The sequence below is a fragment of the Paucihalobacter ruber genome, from assembly GCF_006494535.1.
GTDB classification, from domain to species: Bacteria; Bacteroidota; Bacteroidia; order Flavobacteriales; family Flavobacteriaceae; genus Paucihalobacter; species Paucihalobacter ruber.
In genome coordinates, this window is the sequence record NZ_VHIQ01000001.1 from 353928 (window position 1) to 368573 (window position 14646).

Here is a 14646-nt window from a genome sequence, read left to right on the forward strand (position 1 = left end):
ATAATTAGTTGTTTAGTTAAATTTATTTTTGTTTATAAATCTCTTAATTGGTTGCTGCATTTTTGGTTATTTCAGTTCCCATATAGTCTTGAACCGTTCTAAAACCAATGTAGCTTCTTGCTGAATCTGCATATTCATAATCTCTGGTGCTCACCTGTAAAAAGTAAGCTACATCCTTCCAAGAGCCACCACGAACCACCTTGCGGTTATTTTCCTTGTCGTTAACACTCGGATTAATGGTAGAGAAGTACTCGTAAGAATTGGGATCGTAAGAGGCATTTACCCATTCAGAAACATTACCGGCCATGTTGTATAGATTGAAATCATTGGGGTCGTAAGATTTCGCCTCAACCGTATACAGCGCCTGATCTGCAGCGTAGTCTCCACGCAGAGGTTTAAAGTTAGCCATAAAACAACCACGGTCATTTTTAGCATATGGACCACCCCATGGGAAAGTTGCCCCCTGGAGTCCACCACGTGCTGCGTATTCCCATTCAGCTTCCGAAGGTAATCTATACTTATTTACAGGGTGCTTACCTTTACTTTTTCTATAGCCACTGTGATACAATGTTCTCCACTGACAGAAAGCGTTGGCTTGTTTCCAACTTACACCAACTACCGGGTAATCGCCATAAGCTTCATGCCAGAAATAGTCGTTATGCATTGGTTCGTTGTAAGAATAAGCAAAATCGCGAATCCAAACTGTTGTATCAGGATAAATCTCTACATCTTCCTGAGTAATAAAATCAGAACGTTTTAAGTTTTTATTCTTCGCAGCAGCTTCTATATCCATATTGGTATATCTAAACTTGAACTGCTTAACGTTCCAAGTGCGCACGCCATTATATGATTCTTCAATAGGTAAATACATAGAATCCATAACCTCTGCGTAATACTCATCAGGGTAATCGTCTGTTTTGAAAATTAATTTAGCATTTTTATTGATTTTTCTGCCTTCATAATCCACTGAGAAAGAATAGTAATTATCATACATATACTTTTCATAGACATTCATATTGTCTGGATCGGCATCTAAAAATGCATATTCCCCGGTATCACCATTTCCTGGTGTTAAACCGTAATCGTCAGCTATAATTGCTAACTTTCTTCTAATAGTGGAATCTCTAACCCATTCAACGAATTGCCTGTATTCGCTGTTGGTTATTTCTGTTTCGTCCATGTAAAAGGCTCTAACAGTTACCGTCTTTGTTGGTGCATCGTTAACACCGGCTAAATCATCGTCTGATTTACCCATGATAAAAGCGCCACCAGGTACAAGGGTCATCCCATATGGTTTTTCAGGATGCCATCTTTTTCCTTTAACGCCTACTAATTGGCCGCGGTCTCCGGAGTTACATCCGGTTATAAAGGCGGCTACCGTAATAAGTAAGACAAGCTTTTTCATATTCATAATAAACTCGAGGTTAAATTAGTTGTATCTCATTAAGAGGGTGTAAACATATCTATATATTTTCAATTACACAACTTTTTTTCTATTTTTTTTGCATTTCATCTTAAAAATAGTGCATTTTATCGATGAAATTCATGCTGAGAAAAGTTAAATTGCATGTTTAGAGACTGTTCTTTTTATATGCTTTATACCATCTTTCAGGGATGTTTCCGTGGGTTGCATTCACATAATCCTGATGCATGCAAGGTAATAACGTGTGCTTTTTCAATTTATTATTAATATCAGGAAGAAATGGGATTTCAATCCACCACCTGCCGGTCTTTATACTCTTATAAAATATAAGTTCATCATCCTCGACCAAAACATTATACTTTTGAAAGTAATTGTTATTTGAAAAATCGTCGTCTTTCACACGGCAGTTAACACCTTCAATGAAGTACCAAACGGCTTGCGCCATGAACATACCGGTTAAGAGATTTTCAGATTTATATTCGAATATTCCAAAAGCTCTTACTTTATTACTAATTCCGGCATACCTTGAAATGGCACAAATTTGCTGACCGTCAAAACCATTTGGTGAATGGTGTTGCTTAATTCCAATTTCTGAAGCTTTTATGGATTTGAGATCTATTCCTACAATACTGGCGTCTCTCATTACGGGTTCAACTAACTGAAGGTTGGATGTTATTTCTCCTAAACGATAAGCATCGAAATAGAGTTTTTCCATTAAATCTATTTCTTCCTGCGAATTGAAATAAGTTTGATAACCAAGAACACTATAATTAAATAAATTGTAAGGTTGATCGAGAATTATTTTACCTAGATAACTACTATTATTAATTGGCAAATTAGAGTCGCCCAAATCAAAATGGGTATCAACATTAACCAAATTGACCATAGGAACTACGTTATCAAACGCTCTATAAATAGGATATAACAAATCCTGACTCCCACCTATAACAATTGGGATAATAGTTTTTTCTATTAGGATATTAATAACGGTTTTTAGTGCGAAATAAGTGTCTTCAACTGTTTCACCTTGTTTGATGTCTCCCAAATCGGCAGTTTGTAAATGCCAGTTTCCCGGATAAAGCTGATATAAAGATGCTCTAAAAGCATCGAATTTGATGGTTTCGTTTAAATAATTAACGTCATTTCTGTTTTCGCAAACACCAATAATCGCAAGTTTAACACCTTCTAAATCTGGAATACCTTCTCGTTTGGTGTGAAGTCTGCATTTTTTTCCAAAAGATTGCTTAGAGTTGAGTTCGTTTTGTGCTAAAACAAATTCGGATACAGGAGATAAAAAATCAAAATTCATATAATTATGAAGGAAACTTTTAATGTAGTTTCCAAAGTTATACAAAATTTTGTGTTTTTATTTCTTTTTAGCAGTTGATTTAGAGGTAGCAGCTTTTTTCTTTGGTGCTTTACTTTCTATAAGAGCTTTGGCTTTTTCAAGAGTTAGCTTTGAAACGTCTACAGATTTATCCAGCTCTACTTTTGTTTTGCCCTTAATAACATTGTGTCTTCCCCAACGCGCCTTTTCAATAGTAATGCCTTCGGCTTCCCAGTGTTGGACAATTTTATCTTTTTCTTTTTGAAGCTTATCTTCTATTAAATTTTGAACATCCTCAAAACTCAAGTAGTCCCAATTGTATTTTTTACTGACGTTTATAAACACATTATTCCATTTTATAAACGGACCAAACCTGCCTTTTCCTTTGGTAACGGGTTTACCTTTATAAGTATAAATTGGTGCATCGGCTTCCTCTTTTTCTTTGATAAGATTTATCGCGTCGTCCATTTCAACACTTAAGGCATCTACTCCGGGTGGCAGGGAGACAAATTTTTTGCCGTATCTCACATACGGACCAAACCTCCCGTTATTCACCTCAACTTCTTCTCCTTTATAATTACCCAATTGCTTTGGCAGCTTGAAAAGATCCATAGCTTCTTCAAATGTAATGGAGTTGAGTTGCTGGTCGGGCGATAAACTAGCGAATAATGGTTTTTCATCTTCTTCGGCTGTGCCAATTTGTACCATGGGACCAAATTTACCCAATCTAACACTCACCTGACGACCGGTTTTTGGATCGGTTCCTAAAATGCGTTCACCCGATTCGCGTTCGGCATTTTTCTCTACATCAACCACGTTGGGATGAAACTTGTCGTAAAACGTACGCATCATCTTAGTCCAATCTTCTTTTCCTTCAGCTATATCGTCAAAATCTTCTTCTACTTTGGCGGTGAAGTTGTAGTCTAAAATACTTTCAAAATGGTTGACCAAGAAATCGGTTACTATCATACCAATGTCTGTAGGCACCAGTTTTCCTTTATCTGAACCTACTTTTTCAGTCAACACTTTTTCTGAAACCTTACCTGCGGTCAAAATACATTGCGTGTACTTTCGGTCTTCACCATCAACATTTCCTTTTTCAACATAGTTACGGTTGATAATGGTTGAAATAGTTGGCGCGTAGGTTGACGGACGCCCAATACCAAGTTCTTCAAGCTTTTTAACCAAAGAAGCTTCTGTATAACGATATGGTGGTCTCGTGTAACGTTGCGTGGCCGTAATATAATTATTGGCTAAATTTTCATTCACTTTTAAGGCCGGAAGCATGCCTTCTTGTTCTAAATCTTCATCGTCTGTACCTTCAAAATACACTTTTAAAAATCCGTCAAAAGTAATCACCTCACCATTTGCCGTAAAAAAGTCGTTGTGCGTAGAGGCTTTTATCTTAACATTGGTGCGCTCCAATTCGGCCTCGGCCATTTGAGATGCTATAGCGCGTTTCCAAATCAATTCATACAATTTAGACTGATCGCGTTCTAAATTAATGCTGTGTTGTGCAAAATTTGTCGGTCTAATAGCCTCGTGTGCCTCTTGCGCTCCTTTTGTTTTACTTTGGAAATTGCGTGTTTTGGAGTATTTGGCACCGTAACTTTTATCAATTTCGGTAGCTGCAGCTTTGCGCGCCTCATCTGAAAGGTTTACGCTATCAGTTCTCATATAAGTAATTAAACCGGCTTCGTACAAACGCTGGGCGGTAACCATGGTTCTACTTACCGAAAACCCTAATTTTCTAGCAGCTTCCTGCTGTAAGGTAGAGGTGGTGAATGGTGGTGCCGGCGCTTTCTTGGCAGGTTTTTTATCTAAACTCTCAACCTTAAATGCCGCATTGGCATTTTGTTGCAAAAATTTATTGGCTGCATCTTTGGTATCGAAAGTTGAATTGAGTTTTGCTTTAAATACCTGATTGGCTTCGTTAGTGAATTCGGCATCTATTTTAAATGTAGCCGTTGGTGTAAATTCTTGTATTTCTCTTTCGCGTTCTACAATGAGCCTCACTGCTACCGATTGCACCCGACCGGCCGATAAACCACCTTTAACTTTTCGCCATAGAACAGGCGACAACTCATAACCAACAATTCGGTCTAAAACTCTTCGGGCTTGTTGGGCATCAACCAAATGATAATCTATATCTCTTGGGTTGGCTATGGCTTTCTCTATGGCCGATTTTGTGATTTCATGGAAAACAATTCGCTTCGTCTTGTTTTTATCTAAATTTAAGTTCTCAGCCAAATGCCAGGCAATAGCTTCTCCTTCGCGGTCTTCATCACTTGCCAGCCATACCATATCTGCTTTTGCCGCCAATTCTTTCAATTTTTTAACGACGTCTCTCTTGTCTTTTGATACCAAATATTTGGGCTTAAAATCTTTGTCTACATTTACGCCCAGTTCTTTTGAAGGCAAATCTGCTATGTGACCAAAACTGGAAGCAACTGTGTAGTCTTTTCCTAAAAATTTTTCAATGGTTTTGGCTTTTGCAGGCGACTCAACTATAACTAGATTTTTTGGCATGTGCTCTATTTTAAGGTTACAAAGGTATATGAAAAATAAAATACAAACCTAATTTGGGGCGAACATAACAGTTTAAAACATTGTTATTGAGACAAAAACAACATCTACACTATCTTCACTATACTTCTGATTGGGCTAAATTTCACCTTCAATTAATATAAATGCTGTCATAAGACTGACTGAATTAACCTTAATTCAGTTCGTGGAGTGACGCAATTAATAGTTTCTTTAAAAAATTTGCTAGCTAAATCATACAAGCATCACAAAAATATTCTGCCAATTTGTCACAATACATCCTAAAAATGTATCTTTGCACTTCATTTACAAGATTAACTATAACTATAAATTTGAGACTCTTGCCTTCGTGGGAGATATGTATGGAAAAGATTATAGACGAACAAAAACAAGGTGAACAACTTATTCTAGAAGGAAAAAAGGAAAACACCCGAAAACTTTATATAGAAAGCTACGGTTGCCAGATGAATTTTAGCGATAGCGAAATTGTGGCTTCCATACTTTCAGAACAGGGTTATAACACCACCAACCTGTTAGAAGAAGCCGATTTGGTATTGGTAAACACCTGTTCAATTAGAGATAAGGCCGAACAAACCGTTAGAAAACGCCTTGAAAAATACAACGCCGTTAAAAAAATAAATCCCAACATGAAAATTGGCGTGTTGGGTTGCATGGCCGAAAGGTTAAAAAGTAAATTTCTCGAAGAAGAAAAAATGATTGACCTTGTTGTTGGTCCCGATGCTTATAAAGATCTTCCAAATCTCTTAGAAGAGGTTGATGAAGGCAGAAATGCGGTTAATGTAATTCTATCAAAAGACGAAACTTACGGCGATATTTCACCGGTAAGACTCAACTCTAACGGCGTAACCGCTTTTGTTTCAATTACACGTGGTTGCGATAATATGTGTACCTTTTGTGTGGTGCCATTTACAAGAGGCCGTGAACGCAGTCGCGACCCAAAAAGCATTGTTGACGAAATTGCTCAGCTTTGGGACAACGGATTTAAAGAAGTTACCTTACTGGGGCAAAACGTAGACAGTTACCTGTGGTATGGTGGCGGACTTAAAAAAGATTTCGAAAAAGCTTCTGAAATCCAAAAAGCTACAGCGGTCGATTTTGCACAATTACTAGATTTATGCGCTACTAAATTTCCAAATATGAGATTTAGATTTTCAACCTCTAACCCTCAGGACATGACCATGGATGTTATTGAAACCATGGCGCAACACCATAATATTTGTAACTACATTCACTTGCCGGTTCAAAGCGGAAGCAATCGTATTTTACAGGAAATGAACCGTCAGCATACACGAGAAGAATATTTTGAATTGATTGACAATATTAAAAAACTCATCCCCGATTGTGGCATCAGCCAGGACATGATAGCCGGTTTCCCAACCGAAACCGATGAAGATCACCAGGATACTTTGAGTTTAATGGAATATGTAAAATACGATTTCGGTTTTATGTTTGCTTATTCTGAACGACCTGGAACGCTTGCCGGTAGAAAAATGATAGATGATGTTTCTGAAGAAGTTAAAAAACGACGACTTAACGAAATCATTCAGCTTCAGCAAAAACACAGCTTATATAGAACACAGCAGCACGTTGGTAAAATTGAAGAAGTACTCATTGAAAAATCTTCTAAAAAATCTGAGGCCCATTGGTCCGGCCGTAACAGTCAAAATACTGTTGTGGTTTTTCCGAAGGAACAATACAAACCGGGCGATTTTGTTAATGTAAAAATAACCAATTGCACCAGCGCAACCCTTATTGGCGAAGCCGTTGGCCATTCTAAAATGCATATATAAATTATGGAATCAACGCAAGCCGTAAAGCAACGTTTTGGCATTATTGGCAACGATCCCAAATTAAATCGAGCCATTGAAAAAGCCATACAGGTGGCACCTACAGATATTTCGGTATTGGTTACCGGTGAAAGTGGTGTTGGTAAAGAAAGTATTCCTAAAATTATTCACCAATTATCTCACCGCAAGCACAACAAATACATAGCCGTTAACTGCGGCGCCATACCCGAAGGCACCATAGACAGCGAATTGTTTGGCCATGAAAAAGGAGCCTTTACCGGAGCTACGCAAACCCGCAGCGGTTATTTTGAAGAAGCCGACGGTGGTACTATTTTTCTTGATGAAGTAGGAGAATTACCACTTACCACACAAGTAAGATTATTACGTGTATTAGAAAATGGTGAGTTTTTAAAAGTTGGCTCCAGTCAGGTTCAAAAAACCAATGTGCGCATTGTAGCCGCCACCAACCTTAACATGTTTGAGGCCATCAAAAAAGAAAAGTTTAGAGAAGATTTGTATTACCGCTTAAGCACTGTAGAAATTTCTCTGCCTCCGCTAAGAGAGCGGAAAGAAGATATTCACTTACTCTTTAGAAAATTTGCAAGCGATTTTGCCATTAAATATAAAATGCCTTCCATCAAACTTGAAGATGAAGCAACCCTAATATTACAAAAATACAGATGGAACGGTAATATCAGACAATTGCGTAATATAGCGGAACAATTATCGGTTTTGGAACACGATCGAACGGTTTCGGCGGCTACCCTTCGCGGATATTTACCTTCAAGCGATAATTATTTACCGGCTGTGGTCAATAAAACCAAAAGTGACAGCGATTTCAGTAACGAACGTGAGATTTTATACAAGGTATTGTTTGACATGAAGAGTGATTTGAACGACTTGAAGAAATTAACGATGGAGTTAATGAAATCGGGCAATGCTACCGAAGTTCAAAAAAAGAATGAAGGACTCATCCAAAAAATATACGGTGGTGAAAAAGATCTCGACTACGAAGCCGAAATTGAAGAAGAAGAAGAAGAAGACAATGTGCTGGCAATAGAACCTCGCAATCTTTATAATCAGGAAATCATTGACAACACAAAAGATAGTTTTGACTTTGCCGAAGAAATTGAAGAAGAAGAAACCTTATCTTTACAAGACAAAGAACTAGAACTTATTAAAAAATCGTTGGAAAAACACAAAGGAAAACGAAAGTTAGCGGCAGACGAGCTCGGTATCAGCGAAAGAACCCTTTACCGTAAAATTAAACAATACGATTTGTAAAACCTGCGTTTTACCGATTAAACCATTATATGAAAATATTAAAGTACAGCCTTATTCTTATTTTAACAGCCGCCTTGACTAGCTGTGGATTCTATTCCTTCACCGGTGCAGATACCGGAACTGCTAAGACCTTTCAGGTGAACTTTTTTCAAAATAACGCACCATTAATTGAGCCCGGATTAGATATAGAATTCACAAATGCGCTTCAAGATTTAATACAAAATCAAACCAAGCTAAGTTTAGTAAATTCAGGGGGTGATTTAATTTACGAAGGTGAAATTGTAGAATATCGCATCTCCCCTACTACGGCTACAGCCAACGATACCGCCGCTCAAAACCGACTTACCATGACGGTAAATGTGAGATTTTTTAACAACACCAAAGAAGAGGCCAATTTTGAACAGCGCTTTTCCTTTTTCTTTGATTACGAAGGTCAAGATCAGCTTATCGGTGCACAAAAAGATACCGCACTTGCCGAAATTTTTGAGCGGATTACACAGGATATTTTTAATGCCTCATTAGCAAACTGGTAAAGCATGCAGCTCGAAACCTTTACATATTTATTACAACAACCCGAAAAAATTGATGGCGATTATACCAATGAAATAGAAGCTGTTGTAAAAGCCTATCCTTATATGCAAGCCGCCCGCGCACTTTATTTAAAAGGACTTAAAAATAAACAAAGTTTTAAATACAATCAACAATTAAAAACTACAGCGGCCTATACAACAGACCGAAGTGTGCTTTTTGATTTTATTACTTCGGAAGTCTTTAATCAAAACGAAATTTCAGAAACTATCAAGCGAAACTCAGAGCACATTAAAAATATTGCTGTTTTTGATGTTCAAGATATTTCTGTGAATAATAGTGTGACCATAGATGATGCACTTAAGCAACACATCAAAGCTTCTGAACCGACGATTGATCCCGATTTATTCGAAACAAAACTTCAAGATTCATCAGAAGACAACACAATTAACACCCAGATTTCTTCAAATGAAACATCCACTGAAACTAATTTAGACTTAGGTAAACCACTAGACTTTGACAAAAACGAAAAGCATTCGTTCTCAGAATGGCTCAAATTAACAGGAATAAAACCAATTGAAAGAGACAATAGTCCTCTAGCTAAAAATGAACTTGAAGGTAAAGCCCCGCTTGACGAAAAACTGCCAATTATTGATAAATTTTTGAGTAGTAATCCAAAAATAGAAGCTTCAAAAGATGCGCCAATTAAATCGTTAAGTATTAGTACAACCAATACATATGATGGCTTGATGACCGAAACTTTAGCCCGCGTTTATTTAGAGCAAAAAAATTACGATAAAGCCCTGCAATCTTATAAAATTTTAAGTTTGAAATATCCGGAAAAAAGTGGTTTCTTTGCAGACCAAATTAAAAGAATAAAAGAATTACAAGAAAAAAATAATATATAATGGGAACATTTACAGTATTTTTAATTTTAATAGTAGCCGTAGCATTTTTGTTAGTGGTTGTAATCATGGTTCAAAATCCTAAAGGTGGAGGTTTGTCATCATCGTTTGGCGGTGGTGGAACACAACAATTAGGTGGCGTAAAGAAAACAGGCGATTTTTTAGATAAGAGTACCTGGACTTTAGCAACCTTATTATTGGTGTTAATTCTAGCTTCAAACTTTGCCGTACCTGGACTTGGTGGAAATGTAGAATCAAAAGTGTTAAGAGACGATCAAACTACAACCGCACCGGCACCTGTTTCAGTTCCTGAAACGCAAAACACTCAGGATAACAGCGCTGAGGAGAACAATTAAGATTATCAAAATATCATAGGGAAGTCAACCACATCGGTTGACTTTTTTTATTTCATTTTCCGGGAAACTGACATTTTTTTCAAACCAAAAAACTTCGTCGTGAAACTTTGTCAGTAATAGAACAATGGCATATTATTAGCTACTTAGCAAACCGAACAAATGTTTAACCATTTAAATTAAAATAACAAAATATGGCTTTAAAAATTAAACCTTTAGCAGACAGAGTTCTTGTAGAACCAATGGAAGCTGAAACCACAACAGCTTCAGGAATCATCATTCCTGACAACGCAAAAGAAAAACCACAAAAAGGGAAAGTTATTGCCATTGGCAGCGGTAAAAAAGACGAACCTTTAACCGTTAAAGTTGGAGATACCGTATTGTATGGCAAATACTCAGGCACCGAACTAAAATTAGAAGGTAAAGATTACCTGATGATGCGTGAGAGCGATATTTTAGCAATTATTCCTGCGTAAACAGGAATCTCAGATTAGACAAGACTAATTTAAATTTCAGCTTAGATATTCATCTAATTCAATAAAAAAGCAAAACAATTTATTAACGAGATACCCGCTTCCGCGGGTACAAAAAAATAAAAATTATGGCAAAAGACATAAAATTCGATATTGATGCACGCGATGGTTTAAAACGCGGCGTTGACGCATTGGCAAATGCAGTTAAAGTAACCTTAGGACCAAAAGGTCGTAATGTAATTATCAGCAAATCGTTTGGCGCGCCACAAGTTACTAAAGATGGCGTAACGGTTGCAAAAGAAATAGAATTAGAAGATGCACTTGAAAATATGGGTGCACAAATGGTAAAAGAAGTAGCTTCAAAAACCAACGATTTAGCGGGTGATGGTACTACAACCGCTACCGTTTTAGCACAAGCCATCGTAAAAGAAGGTTTAAAGAATGTAGCCGCCGGTGCCAATCCAATGGATTTAAAACGCGGTATTGACAAGGCAGTCCAAGCTATTGTTGAAGAATTAGAAAAACAAGCCAAAAAAGTTGGTAATTCTACCGATAAAATAAAGCAAATTGCCTCTATTTCTGCCAATAACGATGATACTATAGGCGAACTCATTGCTCAAGCATTTCAAAAAGTTGGAAAAGAAGGTGTGATTACTGTGGAAGAAGCAAAAGGAACAGACACCTATGTTGATATTGTTGAAGGTATGCAATTTGATAGAGGTTACCTATCACCTTACTTTGTAACCGATGCAGATAAAATGGTTGCCGAATTAAACAATCCATACATTTTATTAATAGACAAGAAAATTTCTAATCTTCAAGAAATTCTTCCAATCCTAGAACCGGTTGCGCAATCTGGAAGACCCTTATTAATTATTGCTGAAGATGTTGAAGGACAAGCCTTAGCAACTTTAGTGGTTAACAAATTACGTGGTGGTCTAAAAATCGCGGCTGTAAAAGCACCCGGTTTTGGCGATAGACGCAAAGCGATGTTAGAAGACATTGCCATCTTAACCGGCGGCACTGTTATTTCTGAAGATCGTGGATTTACTCTTGAAAATGCTACCTTAGATATGTTAGGTACTGCTGAAACTGTTACCATTGATAAAGATAACACAACTATTGTAAATGGGTCTGGTAAAGCTACCGATATCAAAGCAAGGGTGAATCAAATTAAAACTCAAATTGAAACTACCACTTCTGATTACGATAAGGAAAAACTACAAGAACGTTTGGCTAAATTAGCCGGTGGTGTTGCTGTACTTTATATCGGTGCTGCTTCTGAAGTTGAAATGAAAGAAAAGAAAGACCGTGTTGACGATGCACTTCATGCAACCAGAGCTGCTGTTGAAGAAGGTATTGTTGCCGGTGGTGGTGTTGCTTTGGTACGCGCGAAAAAAGTACTCGAAAAATTAACTACCGCTAATTTAGATGAAACTACCGGTGTTCAAATTGTGAACAAAGCCATTGAAGCACCTTTAAGAACAATCGTTGAAAACGCAGGTGGCGAAGGCTCTGTGGTTATCAATAAAGTACTAGAAGGGAAAAAAGATTTTGGCTACGATGCCAAAAACGATGTATATGTTGACATGCACCAAGCCGGTATTATCGATCCTAAAAAAGTAACACGTGTAGCTTTAGAAAATGCGGCTTCGGTTGCCGGTATGATTCTTACTACAGAATGTGCTTTGGTAGATATTAAAGAAGATGCACCGGCCATGCCAGGCGGAATGGGCGGCGGTATGCCGGGAATGATGTAAGAGAAATTGAAACTTTTTCAATAAATTATCAAACCCTTTCAGAGTTTAAACCTCTGAAAGGGTTTTTTTTAATCTGAAATTTCAATTTATAAATAAATACACGTGTTAGTATCACTTTCTTTTTCTAAAAAAATTAACCCATACCGAGCCAATAAAAGCCATTACAGTAAGTACTATAATAATTGTATTAACAAGTCTCGCCTCGGGCAACCAGCCTGTAAGTTTTTCAATTAAAAAAGCAATATAACTATTTGGCATTCCTGTTTCACCTAATTCACGCAACACCTGATAATGCCAATCGGTTAAAAAGCAATAACCAAAGCCATACCATATCCCCAATACACCCCACGAAAACAAGGTAATTAACAAACTGTACAAATGCAACTTTCGGGTTTTGGGATACAACCAGCCAAAAAGGTTAAAAACAATCAATACTGTATGAAAACCGAAAAAGAAATAATTTAAAACATGGAGCCAAAAAGTATTCATTATTGATTCTAATATTCTGTTTAAAGTGTTAATATCTAAACCAATTTAGATGCACACGGAAATAACGCCGGTGTGCCTCCTGTGTGCCAAAACAACACCTTATCTTTCTTGTCAAATTGTTGTTTTCTTATCAAATCAATTAAACCGGCCATCGCCTTTGCCGTGTAAACGGGATCGAGTAAAATGCCTTCAGAACGAGCGAGTAAATCAATAGCTTCTTTTTCAGCTTCGCCTACTATTCCGTAGCCTTCACCTAAATAATTGTTATTTAAATAAATGTCATTTTTATGGAACTTCATTTCTAAATTGAGTTTTCGAGCGGTTGTATTGGCCAACTTTACAATAAATTTTTCAAGTGTCATACCTTCTATCTCATCTTTGTCTATACCGATTCCTAAAATTTCGGTATCTATATTATAAAGCGCTTTACCAACCATTAGGCCTGCATGTGTACCACCGGAACTAGAAGCAAATATAATATGACTAAATTGCAAAGACTTGTCTTTCATTTGAATCTTAAGCTCTTCAACTGCCCCAACAAAACCCAAAGTTCCAATACTGTTAGAACCACCATAAGGAATAATGTAAGGTGTTTTTCCATTGGATTTAAGTTGTTCAACAATTTCAGGGATTTTCTCTCCTTTTCTAAGATTACCGCAATAATGAAGGTGCGCTCCAAACAATTTATCTAATAATAAGTTGCCATTAAAATCACTCGGTTCTTCTCCGCCCAAAACCAAGTGACATTCCATTCCCAACAATGCCGAAGCAGCAGCCGTTTGCCGACAATGATTTGATTGTTGTGCACCTGCGGTTATTATGGTATCACAATTTTTAGACTTTGCATCTCCTAATAAAAATTCCAACTTTCTTGTTTTATTGCCGCCAAAAGCCAGGCCTGTGAGATCGTCTCTTTTGATATATATTTCAGGACCGGCCAAATGTCTTGTTAATGACGTTAACATAGTCAAAGGCGTTGGATAAAATCCGAGTAATATGCTGTTAAATGGTATCATAGTTATTTAAAAAGCATCCAAAATGCCATGACCAGCATGATCGCATTTTCAATAAAGGTGGCCTGGGTCATTGGTAATTTCAATGCTGTACCTAAACAAGCGCATTGAATTGATTTTTTATCTAACAAGGTTTTTGTAACACCAATGGTGGTAATACCCAATACAATGATGGTGGTTATTAGGGCAATATCCAATTCAATTCGCATTAAGAACATAATACCTAAAGCCGTTTCAATAAATGGATACACCCAACCATAGGCCGGAATTATTTTCGCCAAAGGATCGTACATTTTAAATGATTCGGGAAAGCCTTTTAAATCCAACATTTTAAAAAAGCTGAAAACAATATAAAACAAGCCCATGAAGTCAAACATCGCTTCGCCGAGATTCCACTCTTTGTAATTCAACAAAATGGAAGCCGCTGTAATGTATACTAAAATAAGAAATAAAGGGGTTAATTGTTGAAGCTTAGATTTTTCAGGCTCAGTTAATGTCGCAGAGGAAAAAACATTATTAGATGACTTTTCTGAAAGCTGATACTTCTTAGACAAGGCATTTTGCAGTATGTCTGTCTCTATATGCTGATTCATTGTGACCGTTGCAGCATTATCTTTTAAACGAACTTCCACGTTGGTGACTCCAGATACACTTTCGAGTTCATTTTTTACTGTTGCTGCACAGCCTTCGCAGGTCATTCCTGATATATGATAGTCATGTTTCATTTTTTTAAATTTTG

Annotated in this window: 13 protein-coding genes; 7 read left to right on the forward strand and 6 right to left on the reverse strand. The window is 37.1% G+C overall.

The window, feature by feature from the left end:
• Positions 1 to 43 precede the first annotated feature (43 nt).
• The 3 genes from porK to topA form a co-directional block, all read right to left on the reverse strand.
• Positions 44 to 1405, reverse strand: coding sequence for a T9SS ring complex lipoprotein PorK/GldK (gene porK, locus FJ651_RS01570; RefSeq protein ID WP_216746072.1), 1362 nt, complete (start codon positions 1403 to 1405; stop codon positions 44 to 46).
• Between the two features lie 166 nt (positions 1406 to 1571).
• Positions 1572 to 2732, reverse strand: a complete 1161-nt coding sequence (locus tag FJ651_RS01575) for a formimidoylglutamase (protein ID WP_140988637.1) — start codon at positions 2730 to 2732, stop codon at positions 1572 to 1574.
• 57 nt (positions 2733 to 2789) lie between these two features.
• Positions 2790 to 5279, reverse strand: coding sequence for a type I DNA topoisomerase (gene topA / locus FJ651_RS01580; RefSeq protein WP_140988638.1), 2490 nt, complete (start codon positions 5277 to 5279; stop codon positions 2790 to 2792).
• Between the two features lie 377 nt (positions 5280 to 5656).
• On the opposite strand from topA, the gene miaB reads away from it, so the two are divergent.
• From miaB to groL, 7 genes are all read left to right on the forward strand, one after another.
• Positions 5657 to 7105 carry a tRNA (N6-isopentenyl adenosine(37)-C2)-methylthiotransferase MiaB gene (gene miaB / locus FJ651_RS01585; RefSeq protein WP_140988639.1) on the forward strand — a complete coding sequence of 483 codons (1449 nt, stop codon included), beginning with the start codon at positions 5657 to 5659 and terminating at the stop codon, positions 7103 to 7105.
• A 3-nt stretch (positions 7106 to 7108) separates the two neighbouring features.
• Positions 7109 to 8386 (forward strand): sigma 54-interacting transcriptional regulator, encoded by a 1278-nt coding sequence (locus tag FJ651_RS01590; protein WP_140988640.1) that lies wholly within the window; start codon positions 7109 to 7111, stop codon positions 8384 to 8386.
• Between the two features lie 29 nt (positions 8387 to 8415).
• Positions 8416 to 8919 carry an LptE family protein gene (locus FJ651_RS01595; RefSeq protein ID WP_140988641.1) on the forward strand — a complete coding sequence of 168 codons (504 nt, stop codon included), beginning with the start codon at positions 8416 to 8418 and terminating at the stop codon, positions 8917 to 8919.
• Between the two features lie 3 nt (positions 8920 to 8922).
• Positions 8923 to 9822, forward strand: coding sequence for a hypothetical protein (locus tag FJ651_RS01600; RefSeq protein WP_140988642.1), 900 nt, complete (start codon positions 8923 to 8925; stop codon positions 9820 to 9822).
• Positions 9822 to 10175 carry a preprotein translocase subunit SecG gene (secG, locus tag FJ651_RS01605; RefSeq protein WP_140988643.1) on the forward strand — a complete coding sequence of 118 codons (354 nt, stop codon included), beginning with the start codon at positions 9822 to 9824 and terminating at the stop codon, positions 10173 to 10175. Before FJ651_RS01600 ends, secG begins: the two co-directional genes overlap by 1 nt.
• Before the next feature lie 191 nt (positions 10176 to 10366).
• Positions 10367 to 10648 carry a co-chaperone GroES gene (locus tag FJ651_RS01610; RefSeq protein ID WP_140988644.1) on the forward strand — a complete coding sequence of 94 codons (282 nt, stop codon included), beginning with the start codon at positions 10367 to 10369 and terminating at the stop codon, positions 10646 to 10648.
• A 125-nt stretch (positions 10649 to 10773) separates the two neighbouring features.
• Positions 10774 to 12405 carry a chaperonin GroEL gene (groL, locus tag FJ651_RS01615; protein WP_140988645.1) on the forward strand — a complete coding sequence of 544 codons (1632 nt, stop codon included), beginning with the start codon at positions 10774 to 10776 and terminating at the stop codon, positions 12403 to 12405.
• A gap of 111 nt (positions 12406 to 12516) precedes the next feature.
• Here groL and FJ651_RS01620 read toward each other — a convergent pair whose 3' ends face one another.
• Genes FJ651_RS01620 through FJ651_RS01630 form a run of 3 tightly spaced genes read right to left on the reverse strand, consistent with a single transcriptional unit; the run spans position 12517 to position 14632 of the window.
• On the reverse strand, positions 12517 to 12894 hold the full coding sequence (locus tag FJ651_RS01620) for a DUF2784 domain-containing protein (protein WP_140988646.1): 378 nt from the start codon (positions 12892 to 12894) through the stop codon (positions 12517 to 12519).
• Between the two features lie 35 nt (positions 12895 to 12929).
• Positions 12930 to 13910 (reverse strand): D-cysteine desulfhydrase family protein, encoded by a 981-nt coding sequence (locus FJ651_RS01625; protein WP_140988647.1) that lies wholly within the window; start codon positions 13908 to 13910, stop codon positions 12930 to 12932.
• A gap of 2 nt (positions 13911 to 13912) precedes the next feature.
• Positions 13913 to 14632: a heavy metal translocating P-type ATPase gene (locus FJ651_RS01630; protein ID WP_140988648.1), complete on the reverse strand. Its 720-nt coding sequence runs from the start codon at positions 14630 to 14632 to the stop codon at positions 13913 to 13915.
• Between the last annotated feature and the right edge of the window lie 14 nt (positions 14633 to 14646).

Coding starts and splice junctions, on each gene's coding strand:
- FJ651_RS01625 (WP_140988647.1), bottom strand. CDS start 13,910: ATGATACCATTTAACAGCATATTACTCGGATTTTATCCAACGCCTTTG.
- FJ651_RS01590 (WP_140988640.1), top strand. CDS start 7,109: ATGGAATCAACGCAAGCCGTAAAGCAACGTTTTGGCATTATTGGCAAC.
- porK (WP_216746072.1), bottom strand. CDS start 1,405: ATGAAAAAGCTTGTCTTACTTATTACGGTAGCCGCCTTTATAACCGGA.
- FJ651_RS01575 (WP_140988637.1), bottom strand. CDS start 2,732: ATGAATTTTGATTTTTTATCTCCTGTATCCGAATTTGTTTTAGCACAA.
- secG (WP_140988643.1), top strand. CDS start 9,822: ATGGGAACATTTACAGTATTTTTAATTTTAATAGTAGCCGTAGCATTT.
- FJ651_RS01610 (WP_140988644.1), top strand. CDS start 10,367: ATGGCTTTAAAAATTAAACCTTTAGCAGACAGAGTTCTTGTAGAACCA.
- FJ651_RS01595 (WP_140988641.1), top strand. CDS start 8,416: ATGAAAATATTAAAGTACAGCCTTATTCTTATTTTAACAGCCGCCTTG.
- topA (WP_140988638.1), bottom strand. CDS start 5,279: ATGCCAAAAAATCTAGTTATAGTTGAGTCGCCTGCAAAAGCCAAAACC.
- FJ651_RS01620 (WP_140988646.1), bottom strand. CDS start 12,894: ATGAATACTTTTTGGCTCCATGTTTTAAATTATTTCTTTTTCGGTTTT.
- FJ651_RS01630 (WP_140988648.1), bottom strand. CDS start 14,632: ATGAAACATGACTATCATATATCAGGAATGACCTGCGAAGGCTGTGCA.
- miaB (WP_140988639.1), top strand. CDS start 5,657: ATGGAAAAGATTATAGACGAACAAAAACAAGGTGAACAACTTATTCTA.
- FJ651_RS01600 (WP_140988642.1), top strand. CDS start 8,923: ATGCAGCTCGAAACCTTTACATATTTATTACAACAACCCGAAAAAATT.
- groL (WP_140988645.1), top strand. CDS start 10,774: ATGGCAAAAGACATAAAATTCGATATTGATGCACGCGATGGTTTAAAA.